Below are 19,377 nucleotides of genomic sequence, written 5' to 3'. Positions count from 1 at the left end.
TAGGGCCCCAACCTGTGGGAAAGGAAGATCATGGAAACCCTCCACCACTTGATGCAGCAATCGGCAGGCATTGGCGCGGGCGTGACGCTCGGCGCGCTTGTCGGGCTGTCCATTGCCAAGAAACGCGGCAACTCCAAGGCGTTGGTGGCGGATTCCGTGTTCATCACCGCGGCGCTTGTCGGCTTTCTTGCCATGGCGGTGCATATGCTCGTCACCTACCTGGGGTTTGGCCAATGATCGTCACCACCACCAACAGCATCGAGGGCCACACCATCACCGCCTACCGTGGCATCGTTGTGGGCGAGGCGATCATGGGGGCCAATGTGGTCCGTGATGTGTTTGCCCAGATCACCGATATTGTCGGTGGTCGTTCCGGCGCTTATGAGAGCAAGCTTCAGGACGCTCGCGACACTGCCCTGCGTGAGCTTGAAGAGCGCGCCACGGCGGCCGGGGCCAATGCCGTGGTCGGTGTTGATCTCGACTATGAGGTGGTCGGCCAGTCCATGTTGATGGTGTCAGCGAGCGGCACCGCCGTGAGCGTGGAGAAGATCTAGATGGCGCCCAAGGATAACACCCCCGAGATCATCGACCGCCCGCAACTCACCTTTCCGAAGGACGTTGCCGATTGGGTGCGTGGCCACTATGAGGCCGCGAATGTCATCCTTGAATACGGCTCCGGCGGGTCGACCGTTATGGGCTCCGAGATGGAAGGCAAACGCATCTTTTCGGTCGAGTCCAGCAAACACTGGTGTGCCATGATGCAGCGTTATTTCGATCATGCGGGCATGACGTCGCCAGTGACGTTGCACTATTCCAATATCGGCAAGGTCGGCAAATGGGGCAAACCCGAAAATGAAACCGCTTGGCGCAAGTATCACCGCTACCCGAACGGTATCTGGGATCTCGAGGGGTTCGAGGCCCCGGATCTTGTGCTCGTGGATGGGCGGTTCCGGCCTGCGTGCTTTGTCACCACGATGCTCAGGACCGAGAAGCCCGTGACACTCTTGTTCGACGATTATGTCGGTCGGCGACAGTATACGCGGGTCGAACGCTGGCTCGAACCGGTAGAAATCAAGGGCCGCATGGCCCGTTTTGACATCACCCCAACAGACCTCCCGCGAAAGGATCTGACCGAGATCCTGACGCTTTATACGAAATCCTTCTGACGGCTGCTCCGATAGCAGCACAGTAAACGCGCGAAAGGCAGAAATATGCTTGAGATCAAAGACCTGAAGGTCAAACTTGAAGAAGAGGACAAGCAAATCCTCAAAGGCGTCAACCTCACAGTCGAGGCTGGCAAGGTGCATGCGATCATGGGCCCGAATGGCTCGGGTAAATCGACGCTGTCCTATGTGCTCTCGGGCCGTGACGGCTATGAGGTGACGGGCGGCGAAGCGTCGCTTGAGGGCGAAGACCTGCTCGACATGGAGCCGGAAGAGCGCGCCGCGGCGGGCCTTTTCCTGGCGTTCCAATACCCGGTTGAAATTCCCGGCGTCGGCAACATGACCTTCCTGCGCACCGCCGTGAACGCGCAACGCAAGGCGCGCGGCGAAGACGAGATCAGCGCCGGCGATTTCCTCAAGCTCATCCGCGAGAAAGCCAAGACGCTCAAGATTGACGCCGAGATGCTCAAGCGTCCGGTCAATGTCGGCTTTTCCGGCGGTGAGAAGAAACGCAACGAGATCCTCCAGATGGCGATGCTCGAGCCGAAGATGTGCATCCTCGACGAGACCGACTCGGGCCTCGACGTGGACGCAATGAAGCTTGTCTCCGAAGGTGTGAACGCGCTGCGCGATGCGGGCCGTGGCTTCCTTGTCATCACCCACTATCAGCGTCTTCTCGACCACATCAAACCGGACGTTGTGCACATCATGGCCGATGGCCGCATCGTCAAAACCGGTGGCCCCGAGCTCGCGCTTGAGGTGGAACAGAACGGGTATGCCGACATTCTCGCGGAGACCGCGTGATGGCTGCCGTGACGCAACAGAAAATGGACGCCACCGAAGCGCGCCTTGCGACGCTTGACCTTCCCGAGTCCGCGCCTTGGCTTGCCGAAGCGCGCGAAGCCGCTCTGACGCGCGTGCGGGCCGCTGGTCTGCCGGGACGCCGGGACGAGTATTGGAAATACACCCGTCCCGACACGCTGGTCCAACCCGAAGCCCCCACGGCGGCGGTGTTCGATCATGGCGAAGAGGCGCCGGTGTTCGATACGGTCGATCGTCTCAAGGTCGTCTTTGTCGATGGCGTCTTCAGCAGTGACCTCTCTGACCCGCTCGAGGGCGAGGGCTTTACCATCGAACGCCTGAGCGACGTGGCCGATAAGGACATTCACTGGGCCAAAGACCTTTATGGCACGCTTGAAACCAACGGTCAGGATCCTGTCAAACGCCCGCTCGCGGCGCTCAACACCGCCTTTGCCTATGATGGTGTCGTGATCCGCGTCACCGGCAAGGTCTCGCGCCCTGTTAGCCTGATTTATGTCCATGAATCAGAGGCTTCTGATGCGATGCTCCACCACGTGATCAAGCTTGAGGAAGGTGCGGATTTCACCCTTCTCGAGAATGGTCCGGCGGCGGCGCGTTTCAACAAGGTGCTTGAGGTGGATGTGGCCGACAAGGCAGGCTTTCATCATGTGCGCGCCCAAGGTCGCGATCATGAACGCCGCGCTGTGACGCATATCTTTGGTCGTCTCGGCGCCGAAAGCACGTTCAAATCCTTCACCCTGACGGTCAACGGCCAGATGACGCGCAACGAAGCGATCCTCGAACTCACGGGCGATGACGCGGTGGCCCATGTGGCAGGCGCCTGTCTTGGTGACGGTGATTTCCATCACGACGACACGGTGTTCATCACCCATGACGCCGAGAATTGCGAAAGCCGTCAGGTCTATAAAAAGGTGCTTCGCAACGGTGCAACCGGCGTGTTCCAGGGCAAGATCCTCGTCAAGAACAAGGCCCAGCGCACCGACGGCTACCAGATCAGCCAATCGCTCCTTCTCGACGACGATAGCCAGTTCTACGCCAAGCCAGAGCTTGAGATCTACGCCGATGACGTGGCCTGTTCGCACGGCTCCACCTCGGGCGCGATCGACGATGAGGCGCTGTTCTACCTGCGCTCGCGCGGTCTTCCCGAAGGCATCGCCACCGACCTTCTGACGCTCGCCTTCCTTGCCGAAGCGGTCGAGGAAATCGAGGACGAGGCGCTGGCCGAAGAGATCGTGTCGCGTCTCGATGCGTGGCTCACGCGGCGGCGCAAGGGCTGATGTCGGTTCTGCGCGACATCGCGGTCAGCTATCGCGGACCGCAGCCTGTCGTGGCACGTCATCTCGCCACGGGCGCGCGCGAAGACCGCGCGCTCGTGATCCTCATGGCGGCCTGTGTGGTGTTCTTCATCTCGAGTTGGCCGCGTCTTGCGCGCATTGCGCACCTTGAAGACAAAGAGCTGAACCCGCTCTTGGGCGGCTCGCTGCTCGGCTGGATCTTCATCGCGCCCTTGGCCTTCTATACGCTCTCGTGGCTCCTTGGGGTGATCCTCGGGGTTCTGGGCTGGAAAGGCGGCGGCTATGGCAGTCGCATCGCGCTTTTCTGGGCCTTGCTGGCGGCGTCGCCGCTCGTGCTTCTGAACGGTCTTGTGGCGGGGTTTGCCGGGCCGGGACTCGCGCTGAGCGTCGTCGGTCTGATCTGGATTCTTGTCTTCGGATGGTTCTGGATCGCAGGGCTTCAACAAGCAGGGAGAACGCCGGCATGATGGATTTCGCCAAGAACCTGTTCCGCGAAACGATCTTTGACCCGGCCGGGGCCGGGCGGCGCATCGTGGCGCTTGATATCGCGCCCAACACGGGCTGGATGCTGCTTGGCCTCGCCACGGTTCTGAACACGCTTTTGTTCTTTGCCATGAGCGCCATGTTCCCGGCGCCCAACGCCATGCCCTTTGTCTTTCTGAGCGTGCCTTGGCGCGTTGCCCTGACGATGTTCGTTGCCGTGGCGATGTCTGTTGTCGCGCTCTACTGGAGCGGCCGTATCCTCGACGGCAAGGCGCGCTTTGGCGACATTCTGGCCATGATCGCTTGGCTTCAGATCATGCGCGTCGCGGTGCAGGTGGTGACGATTGTCCTGAGCCTCGTTGCCCCCTTCATCGGCGCGCTTTTGGCCTTCGGGGCGGGAATCTACGGCATCTGGATCTTGATCCAGTTCGTCAACGTCGCCCAAGCCTATGCTTCTATCGGCAAGGCGGTGATGAACGTGATCCTGACCATGGTGGCCCTTGTCATGATGCTTTCCCTCACGCTCTCGTTTCTGGGCGTGGCGGTGACTGGAGTGAACTGATGTATGACATCGCGAAAATCCGCGCCGATTTCCCGATCCTCTCGCGTGAGGTCAACGGCAAGCCCTTGGTCTATCTCGACAATGGGGCCTCGGCGCAAAAACCGCAGGTGGTGATCGACGCGATCACCAATGCCTATGCCAACGAATATGCCAATGTGCATCGCGGGCTGCACTACTTGTCGAACCTTGCGACCGACAAATATGAGGCCGTGCGCGGCACCATCGCGCGCTTTCTCAATGCCGCGAGCGAAGATGAGATCGTGCTCAACTCCGGCACCACCGAAGGGATCAACATGGTCGCCTATGGCTGGGCCATGCCGCGCATGGAGCCGGGCGATGAGATCGTGCTTTCGGTGATGGAACACCACGCCAATATCGTGCCCTGGCATTTCCTGCGCGAACGTCAAGGCGTTGTGCTCAAGTGGGTCGACGTGGATGCCACGGGTGCGCTTGATCCGCAGGCCGTGATCGACGCCATCGGTCCCAAGACAAAGCTTGTCGCCGTGACTCAGTGCTCCAACGTGCTTGGCACGATGGTCGACGTAAAGGCGATTGCCGCAGGCGCCCATGCCAAGGGCGTGCCGGTCCTCGTCGATGGGTCGCAAGGCGCGGTGCACGCGCCCGTCGATGTGCAGGATCTCGATTGCGATTTCTATGCCATCACCGGGCACAAGCTCTATGGTCCCTCCGGCTCTGGCGCGATCTATTGCAAATCCGAGCGCATGGCCGAGATGCGCCCCTTCCTTGGCGGTGGCGACATGATCAAGGAAGTCTCCAAGGACGCCGTGGTCTATAACGACCCGCCAATGATGTTCGAGGCTGGCACGCCGGGCATCGTTCAAACCATCGGCCTTGGCGTCGCGCTCGACTACATGATGGATCTCGGGATGGCGAACATCGCCGCTCATGAGGCGGGGTTGCGCGACTATGCCATGCAGCGTCTCACCGGCCTCAACTGGCTTCAGGTGCAGGGGACGACCTCTGACAAGGCGGCGATCTTTTCCTTCACGCTCGACGGGGCAGGGCATCCGCACGACATCTCGACCATTCTTGACAAGAAGGGCGTCGCCGTGCGCGCGGGCCACCATTGCGCCGGTCCCCTGATGGATCACTTGGGCGTTTCGGCCACCTGCCGCGCCTCTTTCGGCCTCTACAACACGACCGAAGAGGTCGACACGCTGATCGACGCGCTTGAACTGGCGCACGAGCTTTTCGCCTGATTTGCTGAGAAAACGGGCGTTCAGCCTGACATGACGTCAGAAAGCGACTTCTTCATGTCGCTTTCTGGCCATTCCCGCCTGCGGCGGCTAGTCTCCGGCTAAATCAGCAAGGAGACCAGTATGACCGCCCTGACCACCGCCGACCAGATTTCCGATATCGCCTTCGGGTTCATGGGATCCAAGGCGCTTTTCGCGGCGCTTGAGGCGGATACCTTTTCGCAGCTCTCCGAGAAGGGACCGATGAGCGCACGGGAACTGGCCAATTTCGTCCCCCTCGATGCCGACCGCGCCGAGACGCTTCTGACGGCACTGGCGGGGCTTGGCCTTGTGACGGTGGAGGCGGGTAAGTTCGCCAATGGTCCGGCGGCGGAAATGTTCCTTGTGAAGGGCGCGAAATACGATTTTGGCGACTACCTGCGCCTACAGGTGGGGCGCCAGATGTATGGCCTTCTCGACCAGATTGATGATGCGCTGATGAACCGTCTGCCGCCCGAGGCGACGGCCTCTTATGCGGAATGGTTCTCGGACCCAGACGAGGCGCGGCTCTACTCGGCCTCGCAACATGCGGGCTCTCTCGGTCCGGCGCGTCAACTTGTGAAGTCGATGGACCTTTCTGGCGCCAAGACGATGCTCGACGTGGGCGGCGGCACCGGGGCCTTTGCCATCACGCTTTGTCACGCGGTCGAAGGGCTTTCCGCGACCATCGTCGATTTTCCCAACGTGGCCGCGCTTGGCCGGGATTATGTCGCCGAGGCAGGCCTCTCCGAGCGGATTTCCTACATTGAGGGCAACGCGCTCGAGACCGACTGGCCGGGCGGGCAAGACCTGATCCTGATGTCTTATCTCTTCTCCGGCGTGCCCGGTGAAACCCATGATCGCCTCTTGGCGCAGGCCTATGCCTGTCTCAACCCCGGCGGGCGGCTCCTCGTGCATGATTTCGTCGTCGAGGAAAGCCGCGACGGCCCCAAGCTCGCCGCCCTCTGGCAACTCCAGCACACCGCCTTTACCCCACGCGCCGTCTCGCTTGATAAGGGCTGGCTCAAGGCGGCTCTGACCGAGAAAGGGTTTGATGGGGTAAGTGTCTCGGAAATGATCCCCGAGATGACCATGCTCGCCATCGGCCAGAAGCCCGGCTGACCAAGGCCACGCCGCGCCCTGTCCTCCGGAATCCCCAACCCGGCGTGATTTTTCCGATTGCGGCAGCGCGCGCCTCTGGATATACCCCGCCCAAGACGCACCTTTAGCTCAGCTGGATAGAGCGCTGCCCTCCGAAGGCAGAGGCCAGAGGTTCGAATCCTCTAAGGTGCGCCACTTTTCTCTTATACTGTTGATGTGTTTCGGACTTTTTCGCGCCTTGAAACGTGGCGCGCGTTCGGCGGGAGCGCCTGTTTCCCTAACGCCCCCCGATGCGCCCGAGCTGGCGGGCCGTTTCACGGATTGCGAGAAACTTGTGCGCTTCTGGTCCGATGCCTAAAGTCAGGACCAGTGATTTCGACGAGGTATTGATAGACATGAAACGTGTTCTTGCTTCTGCAGCGATCATCACTGCCATGGCGCTTCCGGCCATCGCAGCGGATAACGGCAAATCCATTCTTGGCATGACCCGAATAGAAAAAGAGGTCAGTGCAAACAAGCGATATGGCTTTACGCGTATCCGCGAGCACACACGTCTTGGTCGGCGTGCTCAACGGTTTGAGCTTCGCCATGGCGACTGTGGTGGCAATAAATACTGGGACGATTGCACCAATGATCGTCAGCGCGTTGAGCGCAAGGAAGACCCCAAGAACCGTATTCAACGCGTCGGTCAGCAGGTTTGGTACGGGTGGTCCTTCTTCTTGCAATCGGACTTTGTCGATGTTGGACCCGCGAATACCACATTGGGCCAAATGAAGATGCAGGGATGGCGCACGCCGCTTTGGCATTTCAACATGCGCGACGGCAAGGCGATGATGTGGTTCGGGGATGAGGGCGGTTGTACGGTCGGACGTGTCTCAAGGCTACGCGGCAAATGGATCGATGTGACGATCTTTGCCGACTATAGCCTCTCGCCCAAGGGACCGAGTTTTCTCATGTATCTGGATGGCAAACAGGTTTGTCGTCGGTCACGCACCATGGTCACCCAGCGCATGCTCAATGAAAGCAAGGGAAAGCTTTATCTCAAATATGGCGTCTACAATAGCTATGTGAGCCGTTGGCTCGATCGCCGCAAGACGCAGGCCGTCTCGGCAAAGGCGTTCAACGACAATCATGCCGTAAGCACCGGTGGCAGCAAGACATCCAAGAGCGCAGCATCGCAGCCGTTCAACTACGAATGGGGGGTCGAGTTGCCGACACAAGTCGTGTTCTACGATGAGATGCGATTTGGCGGCAGCCGCGAAGCTGTCGATGTGCGCATGATCGAAGAAAGAGGTGGAAAGCCTGTCGACTAGGGCGGATCAAAACCATGGCCCGGCGCGGCAAAGGGCGTTACACCTTGGGAAAACCGTGGAAGAGCAGCTATGGACCATGAAGAGACGACGCTTCCCGGCGTTCTCCTGATCACGCCGCGCCGGTTTGGCGATCATCGCGGGGTCTTTGCCGAAACCTATAGCCGTCGCGCCTATCGCGAGATCGGCATCGACCTCGAGTTCGTGCAGGACAACCATTCCCTCTCTACCGACGTGGGGACGGTGCGCGGCCTGCATTTTCAGGCGCCACCCCATGCGCAGGCCAAGCTCGTGCGTTGTGGGCGCGGAGCGATCTTCGATGTGGCCGTTGATATCCGGCGGGGAAGTCCGACCTACGGCCAATGGGTCGGCTATGAGCTCAGCGCCGAGACGGGCGCGCAGCTTTTCATCCCGGCTGGGTTCGCCCACGGTTTCGCCACGCTCCAGCCAAATAGCGAAATCGTCTATAAGTGCTCGGACTATTACGCGCCCGAGACCGAAGGCGCGCTTCTGTGGAACGATCCGGCGCTTGGCATCGACTGGCCGCTTTCGGGCGACGCGATCTTGAGCGACAAGGACGCCGTCGCGCCTCCGCTGGCCGATCTGCAAAGCCCCTTCAGATGGGAGGGCGCGGTATGAAGATCCTTGTGACGGGCGGGGCGGGGTTCATCGGCTCCGCTGTGGTGCGCCTTGCCGTGGCGCGAGGCCATGAGGTCATCAACCTCGACGCGCTGACCTATGCCGCCTGTCTTGAGAATGTCGCGCCCGTCGCGGATAGCCCGCTCTATGTTTTCGAGAAGGCCGATATCCGCGACCGCGCCGCGCTGGGTCGGATCTTCGCCGCCCATCGTCCCGAGGTCGTCATGCATCTCGCCGCGGAAACCCATGTGGATCGCTCGATCGACGGCCCCGCCGCCTTCGTCGACACCAATATCACCGGCACCTACACCATGCTCGAGGCCGCGCGCAGCTACTGGGAGGGACAGGGGCGACCCGAAGGCTTTCGCTTTCATCATATCTCGACCGATGAGGTCTATGGCTCCCTGCCGCCCGATCCGGCGCAGAAGTTCACTGAAGAGACGCCCTACGCCCCGCGCAGCCCCTATGCTGCCTCCAAGGCAAGCTCGGATCACCTCGTGCGCGCATGGTTCGAGACCTATGGCCTGCCGGTGCTGCTCACCAATTGCTCGAACAACTATGGCCCCTATCATTTTCCGGAAAAGCTTATCCCGGTGGTGATCCTCAACGCGCTCGCAGGGAAACAGCTGCCGATCTATGGCGATGGCTCCAATATCCGTGACTGGCTTTATGTCGAGGACCATGCCGATGCGCTTTTGCATGTGGTCGAAAAGGGCCGGGTCGGGGAGAGCTACAATATCGGTGGCGAGAATGAGCGCAGCAATCTCGACCTCGTAAAGAGCATTTGCACGATCCTCGACCGCCTGCGCCCACGCGCGGATGGCTCTTATGGCGACCTCATCACCTTCGTCGCCGACCGCCCCGGCCATGATGCACGCTATGCGATTGATCCGCGCCGGATGCGATCCGAGCTTGGCTGGCGCCCCTTGGTGACGCTGGATGAGGGGCTGGAGCGCACGGTGCAATGGTATCTCGACAACGAGGCCTGGTGGTGTCCGCTCCTAGACCGTAAGGGCGTGGGCGAACGCCTCGGGACGGGCGCGCCATGACGGTGCTCGTCTTTGGTCATGACGGTCAGGTCGCGACCGAATTGCGCCGCTTCCCCGAGGTGGTTGCGCTTTCGCGAACCGAGGTGGACCTGAGCGACCCTGCCGCCTGCGCCGCTGCGATCCGCGCCCATGCGCCGCGCGCCGCTATCAACGCCGCCGCCTATACCGCCGTCGACCGCGCCGAAGAGGACGAGGCGCTTGCGACCATCATCAATGGAGATGCCCCGGGGGCCATGGCCGAGGCCTGCGCGGCACTTGATATTCCCTTTGTGCACATCTCGACGGACTACGTTTTCTCTGGCGCAGGCGAGGTGCCGTGGCGGCCGGACGATCCCACTGCGCCGCAAAACGCCTATGGGCGGTCCAAATTGGCGGGCGAGCGTGCGGTTGTCGCCGCAGGCGGGCGCTATGCGATCCTGCGCACCTCTTGGGTGTTCTCGGCGCAGGGGGCGAATTTCGTCAAGACCATGCTGCGCCTGTCGGACAATCGCGATCGCTTGAGTGTTGTCTCGGACCAGATCGGCGGCCCGACCCCGGCGCGCGCCATTGCCGAAACTTGCATGAGTATCGCAGCGCAATTAACTGATAATAAAAAGAAAAGCGGCATATTTCATCTGAGTGGCGCACCGGAGGTCAGTTGGTGCGATTTTGCCGAAGCGATCTTTCACCGCGCCGGGCGCAAGGTGGTGCTTACGCCGATCCCGACACGCGACTATCCGACGCCTGCCATGCGCCCATTGAATTCGCGGCTGAACTGTCAGAGCCTCTACGAGGTCTTTGCCATCGCACGGCCCGACTGGCGCGCGGCGTTGGACAGGGTGCTCAAGGAATTGGAGAGCGAAAAATGACGCAACGCAAGGGGATCATTCTGGCTGGTGGCTCCGGCACGCGGCTCTACCCGATCACGATGGGCGTCTCGAAACAGCTCTTGCCGATCTATGACAAGCCGATGATCTACTACCCACTCAGCGCGCTGATGCTGGCCGGGATCCGAGAGATTGCGATCATCACCACGCCTCAGGATCAGCAGCAGTTCATCGACACGCTTGGCGACGGGAGCCAGTGGGGCCTTTCCCTAAGCTACATCGAACAGCCAAGCCCCGATGGCCTTGCCCAGGCCTATCTTCTGGCCGAGGAATTCCTCGATGGCGCGCCTTCGGCGATGGTTTTGGGCGACAATATCTTCTTTGGACACGGCTTTCCCGAGCTGCTGCAAGAAGCGGATCAGGCAGGCCGGGCGGCGACGGTCTTTGGCTATCGGGTCGCTGATCCGCAACGCTATGGTGTGGTGGATTTCGATGCCGAAGGCAATGTGCGCCACCTTGTCGAGAAACCCGCGACACCGCCCTCGAACTATGCGGTCACGGGGCTTTATTTCCTCGATGGAAGTGCCCCGGAACGGGCGCGGCAGGTTGCACCTTCGGCACGTAGTGAATTGGAGATCACCACGCTTCTCGAAAGTTACCTCGCCGACGGCGCGCTATCGGTGCGCATCATGGGACGGGGCTATGCTTGGCTTGATACCGGTACACATGCCTCTTTGCTCGATGCCGGGAACTTTGTCCGAACCCTGACCGAACGCCAAGGCCAACAGGTTGGCTCGCCGGATGAAATCGCCTTCCGCGCGGGCTGGATCAATCGCGCCCACCTGCAAGAGCGCGCTGCCCTGTTTCACAAGAACAGCTATGGGCGATACCTTGAATCCCTCTGTCACGAATGACGCCGCTGCGGAGATTTTCCTCTGACCCACGAATTTGCTTGGCCCGCTGCACCGCGGCGGGCTAGGCTCGGGGGAAGCAATCGGCCGCGCGGGTCTTGATGCGCAGCCATGAAAGACGACACGAGCGTGCCTGACGAAACGACACAAACGCCCACGCAGGAAACAGTATGGATGCTTGCGGTGCGCGATACGCGAGACCGCGAGGCCTTTGCCTGTCTCTTCGATCACTACGCGCCGCGTCTGAAAGGATTCGCGATCCGGGGCGGGGCCAGCGCGGCCGAGGCCGAGGACATTGTGCAGGACGTGATGATCAAGGTCTGGCACCGCGCCCATCAGTTCGATCCCGAACAGGCGCAGGTGTCTGGCTGGATCTACCGTATCGCCCGCAACCAACAGATCGACCGCTTCCGCAAGGAACGCCGTCCCGAACCAGAGATGCTCTTGGCGGAGGAAGACACCGCGCCCGATGCGGGGCAGGTGGTGGCTCTTGAACAAGAGGCCGCGGGCCTGCGCGAGGCGCTTTCCCGGCTGAAACCCGATCAACGCGAGATGGTCGAACGCGCCTATCTCGGCGAGTTGAGCCATAGCGAGATTCAGGCCGAAACCGGGCTGCCGCTCGGCACGATCAAGTCGCGGATTCGATTGGCCCTCGACAAACTGCGCCATGAGTTGAAGGATATGCGCCCGTCATGACCGAGATCGCGCACCATATCCCCGACGAGATTCTTGTCGCCTATGCCGCTGGCACCTTGCCGCAGGCCCATGCGGTCGTGGTCGCGGCGCATATCTCGCTCTGTGCTGAATGCCGCGCCGCGCTGGCCGCGCATGAGGCCGTTGGCGGCGCGCTTCTCGAGGTCGAAAAGGAAGAGGCCGTCTCGGAAGATCTGCGCAACCGGCTCTTTGATATGCTTGATGCACCTGCGCCCGTCGAACCCGCCCCGCCGCGGCGCAACGGCATCTATCCCGGCCCCGTCGCCGCGCTTCTTGGTCCCGACGGGCAGGCACCGTGGAAATCGCTCGGCTTTGGCGTCAAACAGGCGATCCTGCGCGACACATCCGAGGACTCCTTGCGCCTGCTCTACATCCCTGCCGGCCGCGCGATGCCGGAACACGGCCACAACGGCCTTGAGATGACCCTCGTCCTGCAGGGGAGCTTCTCGGACGAGGAGGGCCGTTTCGGACGCGGCGATGTCGAGATCGGGCATGACGCGCTCGAACATACGCCGGTCGCCGATCCCGGTCCGGATTGCATCTGCCTTGCCGCGACCGATGCGCGCCTGCGCTTCAAGAGCCTTGTGCCGCGCCTGCTTCAGCCGTTCTTCCGCATTTGAAGGCGAATCTCGCCCCGTGCGGCGCTTAACATCGCAAAATTGATATATGTCAAAGATGTCTCCCGAGTGTGTGTTTACCTAACGGGAACGCGCAAAGTCCCAGCCGACGCCAGGGAGGAGACGTCATGTATTTCAAAAGGGCCGTATTCGGCCTTGCCATAGCCTTTTCATCCGCCACGCTCGCCATGGCACAGGATGAGGTGAGCAAGTCCACGGCGGATCACTCCAAGTTCCTGAGCCTGCAAAAGGATTTCCAATCGGGCCCGGAAGTGACCGAAGCCTGCCTCGAGTGTCATACCGAGGCCGACGATCAGATGATGCACTCGATCCACTTCAAGTGGGATTACGAGCACCCCGAAACCGGCCAGCGCCTTGGCAAGAAGAACGTGATCAACGCCTTCTGCGGCTCGGTCGCGGGCAATGAACCGCGCTGTACCTCTTGTCACGCCGGCTATGGCTGGGACGACATGAGCCAGGAACCGCCGCAACAGGCCAACGCAAAGGACTGCCTCGTCTGTCACGACAAGTCGGACCAATATACCAAGCTGGCCACCGGGGCGGGCCACCCACCGATGGAGGCCAAGGGCAAGACCATCACCGGGGCCAAGGCCTGGGCCGTAGACCTCAAGAAAGCGGCGATGAGCGTCGGCATGCCCGACCGCGACAACTGCGGCAATTGTCACTTCTATGGCGGTGGCGGCGATAACGTGAAACACGGCGATCTGTCGTCGGCGCTCTACAACCCGACCCATGATGTCGACGTGCATATGTCCTCGGTCGAAGAGGGCGGCGAGGGCATGGTCTGCGCCGATTGCCACGTCTCGGACCGTCACCAATGGGCCGGATCGCGCTATAACGTGCTGGCTTCCGATCCGCATGGCACCGGCAAACCGGGCGAGGCGCGACATGCGGCCTCCTGCCAATCCTGCCACGGTCAAGAACCGCACCCGACCAATATCAAGGGCCTGAAGCTCAACGACCATACCGACACGCTCGCCTGTCAGTCCTGTCACATTCCGGAATACGCCCGTGGCGGTGTACCGACGAAATCCATGTGGGACTGGTCCACTGCGGGCAAGCTTGACGAGAACGGCAAACCGTTCAGCGAAGAGAACTTTACCTCTTCGAAGGGCAAGCACATGCACACCTATATGTCGACCAAGGGCAATTTCGCCTATCAGGAAGACGCCACGGCCTATTACGCATGGTTCGACGGGCAGGTGGAATACACCACCTATGATCGCAAGATCGACCCGGCAAACACCGTCGAGGTCAACCGCATCCATGGTGACCGCGAAGACGGCACCTCGCGCATCTGGCCCTTCAAGCGCATGGAAGGCCGGCAGGCCTATGACAAGGTCAACAACAACCTCGTCTATACCCATGTCTGGGGACCGACGACCGACACCGCCTTCTGGACCAATTTCGATTGGGGCAAGGCGATTGATGCGGGCATGAAAGCTGCGAACAAGCCCTATTCGGGCGAGTTCGATTTCGTCGACACCTACATGTACTGGCCGATTACCCACATGGTCGCCCCGGCCGAAAACGCCGTGGATTGCGTCGAGTGTCACCAGCAGGATGGCCGCCTTTCCAATGTTGCGGGTGTCTTCATGCCCGGCACCAATACCAACGGGCCGGTCGGCCTTCTGGGTAAGGCGTTGATCCTTCTGACCTTATTGGGTGTCGCGGCGCACGCGCTCATCCGTATCTTCTCGCGCAAAACCGAAGGAGGCCATCATGACTAAGCGTATCGTCAAGGTTTACCCCCGCTTCGAACGCCTCTGGCATTGGATGCAGGTGCTTCTCATCATGGCGCTGATGGTGACGGGCATGGGGCTCAACGGGGTGCATGCCCTGATCCCCTTCGGCCCGGCGGTCATGCTGCACACGATGGCGGCGCTGGCGTTGCTTGGCTTGTGGATTTTCGCGACCTTCTGGCTATTCACCACGGGCACATGGCGTCAGTTCATTCCCAAGATCGAAGGCATGGTCTCGGTCGCCCGCTTCTACGCCTACGGCGTCTTCAAGGGCGAAGAGCACCCCTACGAAAAGATCTTCTGGCGCAAGCATAACCCGCTTCAGGCCGCGACCTACTTTGTCCTGAAATGGTTCATCTTCCCGGCGATCTGGGTCACGGGGCTGCTCTACCTGACCTATAATTTCTGGGCCGATAGCAATAGCGTGCTGGCGATTACCCTGATCGCGAACCTGCATCTTTTCGCGGCCTACGTGATTGGTGCCTTCATCATCGTGCATATCTACTTGCTCACCGTGGGCCATGGCTTCCGCGAACATGTGAGACCGATGGTCACCGGTTATGACGAGATCGACCTCACGCCCGAGCAGGAGGCCTATCTCGAGACAAACGAACCCGGTCGGCTCAAACCGATCGAGAGCTGACGGAGGAGGGGGATCGCAGTTCCCTTCTTCGGCAGAGACCGGTGGCTCTTTTCTTCCTTCCCTTGGAGCCTCCCTCTCAAGAAAAGGCGTCGCCCCTGCGGCGCCTTTTCCATGTCTGGCAGAAGGACGAAGGTCTGTGTCCGTTCATGGACCGTGCGGCAGGGCAAGGGGATCGGCGGTTTCGCGCCGCGCTGACGCAATACAGACGCAATACCGACGTGATACCTACATCGGAACTTTGGCGCCGTGCCGCGCTGCAACGTGTTGATCCAAAAAGAAAAAACCGGCTCTCACGATGAGGCCGGTCGATTCGGTTCATATCTCTTAAGACAAGCTTAAGGTTTTTGGCTTTACCGGCCCCAGCTGCGGACCGGGCCGCAATCCATATGGACGAAATTGGAGCCCGAGTAGCGCCCGACACCGCCCGCGTGACAGGCAAGGGCTGCCTTGGCCATCTGGTTGACCGAGCGATTCGCGAGACGCAAATCCGCCGCCTGGCCCTTCATGTGCAGCGAGTTCTTTGCCACCCCGCGAGAGCGCGAGCGCAGCATCGCGTTGGTCTGTGGGCTGCGGTAGCCCGACAGGAGCATATAGGGTTCGTGCACGTCGAGAAGGTTGTGCGATGCGGCCATGATATCGATGGTGCGCAGGTCGATTTTCTTCACGTCGTTGGTGCGCCAGTCGCGCATGAAGCTATTGATTTCGTTGACGGCTTCCTTGATGTACTCGCCCTCGATCCAATAGATTGTGTCCATGCGTTCCCCGGTGCGGGCGGAATACATGCGGATCCGGCGAATATCGCCGGAGCCTCGCAGGAAACCTGCCGCGTGGGAGAATGTGGGGGCTGCTGCTACCGTGGTTGCCGCAAAGGCGCGCAAGAGGCCGCGCCGCGTGAAATTCAGCGTTGAGTCACTCATTGGTCGAATGCCTGTCCCGTCTCGTTCGTCAAGCCGCGATTATTCGCGATCGTCATATCCATCCCCAGATGCGCGTTTTATGCCACAAGACGATTCGGCGACCAAGCGTTCATTTCCGACCTTTCCTTTTATATGAAGGATTTGGGCGGAATTTTGCTGAAATGCGTTTCAATCCCCTTAAGGGGAAACTGCGACCTCCCTGCATCAGATGTGAGGATTTGATGAAACTGTGAATAGACAGCCCGATGCAAATCGGCACACTGGGTCAGCATGTTGTGGACTGCCGAGACAGAGAGAGCTTATTTCGATGCCTAGGATGATTACTCGCCGATTTCTTACCGTAGCGGGCCTTGCCTTTACGGTTGCGACCGGGGCGTTTGCGCCCTCTGCCCAAGCCGAAGTGACCGCCTTCAAACAAGCCGTCGCCGAAGCCGCCGCCCGCGACGCCGACATCGCAGGCTTCTACCGCGACACCAATTATCAACCGATCTGGACCGGCACCGATGCCGATGATCTTGCCCGTCGACAAGCGCTTCTGAAGGCCATCGAGACGGCGGATGACCATGGGCTTCCCGTGGCCCGCTACGATTTTGATGCGCTCTATGGTCAACTGCGCGCCGCGCACACGCCCCGCGCGCTCGGCATGGCAGAGGTCGCGCTTTCCAAGGCTTTCCTGAGCTATGCCCGCGATCTCCAGACCGGCATGTTCGTTCCGACCCAACTTGACGATGGCATCAAGCGTGACTCGCCGCGTCGTGATCGGCGCGGTTATCTCACAAACCTTATTGCTTCCGAGCCGAATTCTTACATGCGTGGCCTTGCGCCGCGCACACCCGAGTATGTCCGTCTCTTCAAAGAGAAGATGCGTCTTGAACACCTGGCGACTGCCGGAGGGTGGGGCTCTGAGGTCAAATCGCGCAAACTCGAGCCCGGAGATCGTGGCACGGCGGTCGTCGCATTGCGCGATCGTCTCGTGGCGCTCGGCTACCTGGGACGTAGCGCCACCGCGGAATATGACTCCGTGCTGGAGAAAGCCGTGCAAGCGTTTCAGCTTGATCATGGGCTTGAAGCGGATGGCGTTGCCGGAGAGTCGACCATTTCCGAGATCAACCGCTCTCCCGTGGACCGGGTCAAGTCCGTCATGGTGGCGATGGAGCGGGAGCGCTGGCTCAACAAACCGCGCGGCGAGCGTCATGTTCTTGTGAACCTGACCGATTTCCACGCTCGCATCGTCGACAATGATCGTGTGACGTTCATGACCCGCTCTGTTGTCGGCAAGAACCGCCACGACCATCGCAGCCCGGAATTTTCGGACGTGATGGAGCATATGGTCATCAACCCGACTTGGAACGTCCCGCGCTCGATCGCGACCAAGGAATACCTGCCGATGTTGCAGCGCAATCCGAACGCGGTCAGCTATCTCAAGCTGATCGACGGACGCGGGCGCGTGGTCAATCGCGGCGCGGTGGATTTCACCCAGTTCAGCACCCGGAACTTCCCGTTTGATATCAAACAACCCCCGGGCGCTCGCAACGCGCTTGGTCTGGTGAAGTTCATGTTCCCGAACCGTCACAACATCTACCTGCACGACACACCGTCCAAGAGCTTGTTTGCCCGCGAAGTGCGTGCCTTCAGCCATGGCTGTATCCGCCTGCAAAAGCCGTTCGAGTTCGCCTATGCGCTGCTCGCACGTCAGGAAAGCGATCCCAAAGGGTTCTTCCATTCGACGCTCAAGACGGGCCGTGAAACGCAGGTTGACCTGCAGAAACCGATCCCGGTGCATATCATCTACCGAACCGCCTTCACCAATGCGAAGGGCCCTGTGCAATACCGCCGTGACGTTTACGGTCGCGATGCCAAGATCTGGCAGGCGATGGTGAATGAAGGGGTGGCTTTGCGCTCGGTTCAGGGGTAGGTATTGCCCGCAATTCGCGGGGGACACATGGCCCATACTATCCAAGAGATTGCCGACGCCCTTGGGGCGGAGGCCTTTGGCAACACCAAACTGATCGTGAGCCGGGTTTCGGAGCCAGCATCGGCAGGCTCGGATGACCTCGCGTTGGTGACCAATCCACAATACGCCGAAGGGCTGAGCAAGGGCCGGGCACGCGCTGCAATGCTATGGCCCGGTGCTGACTGGCAGGCGCTTGGCCTTGAGGCGGCGATCACCTCGCCGCGCGGCCGCTTTGCCATGTCCGGGCTTTCCGCGATCATGGACCCCGGTCAGCATTTCGGCACCGGTATTCATCCAAGTGCGGTCATCGATCCCAGTGCCGAGATCGGCGAAGGCGTCACGATCGGTCCGCTGACTGTCGTGGGCCCGCGCGCCCGGATCGGCAACGGGTCTTTGATCGGGCCGCATTGTGTCATCGGCGCGGATGTGAAGCTTGGGGAAAAGGCCTATCTGCGCGAAATGGTGTCGATCGGCGCCCGCGCCACAATCGGTGCGCGTTTCATCGCCCAGCCGGGCGCACGCATCGCCTCTGACGGGTTTTCTTTTGTCACGCCCGAGAAATCCGGCGTCGAAGCCGCCCGCGAAACCCTCGGCGATCAGGGCGAGGTCAAATCGCAGTCCTGGGCCCGTATCCATAGCCTCGGCTCTGTCACCATCGGAGATGATGTCGAGATCGGCGCCAATACCTGTATTGATTGCGGCACGGTACGCGACACAAAAATCGGCAATGGCGTGAAGCTCGATAACCTCGTGCACATTGCCCACAATGTCGAGATTGGCGATGATACGCTGCTTGCCGGGCAGGTGGGCGTGGCTGGCTCGACGAAGATCGGCCGCAATGTCGTGATGGGCGGGCAATGCGGCGTGAGCGACAATACCACCATCGGCGACAATGTGATCGCGGGTGGCGCCTCCAAGATGCTCTCCAAGGTGCCAGCGGGACGGGTGGTCCTCGGATACCCGGCTGTCAAGATGGAGTCACATTTGGAGATGTATAAGGGTCTCCGGCGTTTGCCCCGGCTTCTCAAAGAATTCGCGGCACTGCAAAAAACCGTTTCCAAGTTGGAGACGAAGGACTAAATGACAGCCAGTATTGGCGAAAGGAAGACAAATGAGCGTCAAGGACAAGGTGATCGAAATCATTGCGGAGCAAGCCGTTCTCGACCCCTCGGACGTGACCATGGACAGCACGCTTGAAGATCTCGGGATCGATAGCCTCGGTCTCGTGGAAAGCATTTTTGCCATCGAAGAGGCCTTTGATATCTCTGTGCCCTTCAATGCCAATGATCCAAGCGATAGCGACTTCGATATCTCTTCGGTGGCCTCGATCGTGGCCGGGATCGACAAACTCATCGCAGACCAATCGTGACATCTGCCTGCAAGTGGAGGGGAT

At 60.5% G+C, this 19,377-nt stretch carries 22 protein-coding genes and 1 tRNA gene; 22 read left to right on the top strand and 1 reads right to left on the bottom strand.

Annotated features, from left to right (window positions below):
* The first annotated feature begins 30 nt into the window (after positions 1 to 30).
* The 19 genes from MK745_RS08450 (at position 31) to MK745_RS08360 (ending at position 15,113) form a co-directional block, all read left to right on the top strand.
* On the top strand, positions 31 to 237 hold the full coding sequence (locus tag MK745_RS08450) for a hypothetical protein (protein ID WP_243612848.1): 207 nt from the start codon (positions 31 to 33) through the stop codon (positions 235 to 237).
* Complete coding sequence (locus MK745_RS08445) at positions 234 to 554, top strand: heavy metal-binding domain-containing protein (protein WP_243612847.1); 321 nt, start codon at positions 234 to 236, stop codon at positions 552 to 554. Before MK745_RS08450 ends, MK745_RS08445 begins: the two co-directional genes overlap by 4 nt.
* Positions 555 to 1,166 carry a hypothetical protein gene (locus MK745_RS08440; RefSeq protein WP_243612846.1) on the top strand — a complete coding sequence of 204 codons (612 nt, stop codon included), beginning with the start codon at positions 555 to 557 and terminating at the stop codon, positions 1,164 to 1,166. It begins immediately after the preceding gene.
* A 45-nt stretch (positions 1,167 to 1,211) separates the two neighbouring features.
* Positions 1,212 to 1,967: a Fe-S cluster assembly ATPase SufC gene (gene sufC / locus MK745_RS08435; RefSeq protein ID WP_243612845.1), complete on the top strand. Its 756-nt coding sequence runs from the start codon at positions 1,212 to 1,214 to the stop codon at positions 1,965 to 1,967.
* The gene (gene sufD, locus MK745_RS08430; protein WP_243612844.1) at positions 1,967 to 3,262 is read left to right on the top strand and encodes a Fe-S cluster assembly protein SufD; all 1,296 of its coding nucleotides are present in this window, start codon (positions 1,967 to 1,969) and stop codon (positions 3,260 to 3,262) included. Before sufC ends, sufD begins: the two co-directional genes overlap by 1 nt.
* Positions 3,262 to 3,747, top strand: a complete 486-nt coding sequence (locus tag MK745_RS08425) for a YIP1 family protein (RefSeq protein WP_243612843.1) — start codon at positions 3,262 to 3,264, stop codon at positions 3,745 to 3,747. Before sufD ends, MK745_RS08425 begins: the two co-directional genes overlap by 1 nt.
* On the top strand, positions 3,744 to 4,325 hold the full coding sequence (locus MK745_RS08420; RefSeq protein ID WP_243612842.1) for a Yip1 family protein: 582 nt from the start codon (positions 3,744 to 3,746) through the stop codon (positions 4,323 to 4,325). The genes MK745_RS08425 and MK745_RS08420 overlap by 4 nt, the downstream gene beginning before the upstream one ends.
* A complete protein-coding gene (locus MK745_RS08415; protein ID WP_243612841.1) occupies positions 4,325 to 5,545 on the top strand; it encodes a cysteine desulfurase in 1,221 nt (406 codons plus the stop codon). Before MK745_RS08420 ends, MK745_RS08415 begins: the two co-directional genes overlap by 1 nt.
* A gap of 120 nt (positions 5,546 to 5,665) precedes the next feature.
* Positions 5,666 to 6,682: an acetylserotonin O-methyltransferase gene (locus MK745_RS08410; protein WP_243612840.1), complete on the top strand. Its 1,017-nt coding sequence runs from the start codon at positions 5,666 to 5,668 to the stop codon at positions 6,680 to 6,682.
* A gap of 97 nt (positions 6,683 to 6,779) precedes the next feature.
* Positions 6,780 to 6,856 (top strand) — tRNA-Arg (locus MK745_RS08405).
* 200 nt (positions 6,857 to 7,056) lie between these two features.
* Positions 7,057 to 7,974 (top strand): heparin lyase I family protein, encoded by a 918-nt coding sequence (locus MK745_RS08400; protein WP_243612839.1) that lies wholly within the window; start codon positions 7,057 to 7,059, stop codon positions 7,972 to 7,974.
* A gap of 69 nt (positions 7,975 to 8,043) precedes the next feature.
* Entirely contained in the window at positions 8,044 to 8,610 is a 567-nt protein-coding gene (gene rfbC / locus MK745_RS08395) for a dTDP-4-dehydrorhamnose 3,5-epimerase (protein ID WP_243612838.1), read from the top strand.
* Positions 8,607 to 9,659: a dTDP-glucose 4,6-dehydratase gene (rfbB, locus tag MK745_RS08390; RefSeq protein ID WP_243612837.1), complete on the top strand. Its 1,053-nt coding sequence runs from the start codon at positions 8,607 to 8,609 to the stop codon at positions 9,657 to 9,659. The genes rfbC and rfbB overlap by 4 nt, the downstream gene beginning before the upstream one ends.
* Positions 9,656 to 10,507, top strand: coding sequence for a dTDP-4-dehydrorhamnose reductase (gene rfbD, locus MK745_RS08385; protein WP_243612836.1), 852 nt, complete (start codon positions 9,656 to 9,658; stop codon positions 10,505 to 10,507). The genes rfbB and rfbD overlap by 4 nt, the downstream gene beginning before the upstream one ends.
* Positions 10,504 to 11,379: a glucose-1-phosphate thymidylyltransferase RfbA gene (rfbA, locus tag MK745_RS08380; protein WP_243612835.1), complete on the top strand. Its 876-nt coding sequence runs from the start codon at positions 10,504 to 10,506 to the stop codon at positions 11,377 to 11,379. Before rfbD ends, rfbA begins: the two co-directional genes overlap by 4 nt.
* A gap of 108 nt (positions 11,380 to 11,487) precedes the next feature.
* Positions 11,488 to 12,072, top strand: a complete 585-nt coding sequence (locus MK745_RS08375) for a sigma-70 family RNA polymerase sigma factor (RefSeq protein ID WP_279391765.1) — start codon at positions 11,488 to 11,490, stop codon at positions 12,070 to 12,072.
* A complete protein-coding gene (locus tag MK745_RS08370; RefSeq protein WP_243612834.1) occupies positions 12,069 to 12,710 on the top strand; it encodes a ChrR family anti-sigma-E factor in 642 nt (213 codons plus the stop codon). The genes MK745_RS08375 and MK745_RS08370 overlap by 4 nt, the downstream gene beginning before the upstream one ends.
* A 125-nt stretch (positions 12,711 to 12,835) precedes the next feature.
* Positions 12,836 to 14,458, top strand: a complete 1,623-nt coding sequence (locus MK745_RS08365; protein ID WP_243612833.1) for a tetrathionate reductase family octaheme c-type cytochrome — start codon at positions 12,836 to 12,838, stop codon at positions 14,456 to 14,458.
* Positions 14,451 to 15,113 (top strand): cytochrome b/b6 domain-containing protein, encoded by a 663-nt coding sequence (locus MK745_RS08360; RefSeq protein WP_243612832.1) that lies wholly within the window; start codon positions 14,451 to 14,453, stop codon positions 15,111 to 15,113. The genes MK745_RS08365 and MK745_RS08360 overlap by 8 nt, the downstream gene beginning before the upstream one ends.
* Before the next feature lie 350 nt (positions 15,114 to 15,463).
* On the opposite strand, the gene MK745_RS08355 is transcribed toward MK745_RS08360, so the two are convergent.
* Positions 15,464 to 16,030, bottom strand: a complete 567-nt coding sequence (locus tag MK745_RS08355; protein WP_243612831.1) for a YcbK family protein — start codon at positions 16,028 to 16,030, stop codon at positions 15,464 to 15,466.
* 307 nt (positions 16,031 to 16,337) lie between these two features.
* Between MK745_RS08355 and MK745_RS08350 the strand changes: the two genes are divergently transcribed.
* The 3 genes from MK745_RS08350 to MK745_RS08340 are packed head-to-tail and all read left to right on the top strand — an operon-like array spanning position 16,338 to position 19,353.
* Positions 16,338 to 17,945 (top strand): L,D-transpeptidase family protein, encoded by a 1,608-nt coding sequence (locus MK745_RS08350; protein ID WP_243612830.1) that lies wholly within the window; start codon positions 16,338 to 16,340, stop codon positions 17,943 to 17,945.
* A 27-nt stretch (positions 17,946 to 17,972) separates the two neighbouring features.
* A complete protein-coding gene (gene lpxD, locus MK745_RS08345; protein ID WP_243612829.1) occupies positions 17,973 to 19,064 on the top strand; it encodes a UDP-3-O-(3-hydroxymyristoyl)glucosamine N-acyltransferase in 1,092 nt (363 codons plus the stop codon).
* A gap of 31 nt (positions 19,065 to 19,095) precedes the next feature.
* Positions 19,096 to 19,353, top strand: a complete 258-nt coding sequence (locus MK745_RS08340; protein WP_243612828.1) for an acyl carrier protein — start codon at positions 19,096 to 19,098, stop codon at positions 19,351 to 19,353.
* The last annotated feature ends 24 nt before the right edge of the window (positions 19,354 to 19,377 follow it).

Origin of the sequence: Shimia aestuarii (genome assembly GCF_022814865.1) — a bacterium.
GTDB lineage: Bacteria > Pseudomonadota > Alphaproteobacteria > Rhodobacterales > Rhodobacteraceae > Shimia > Shimia aestuarii_A.
The sequence above is the reverse complement of the archived record's forward strand: the minus strand, read 5'-3'. Positions and strand labels throughout refer to the sequence as shown.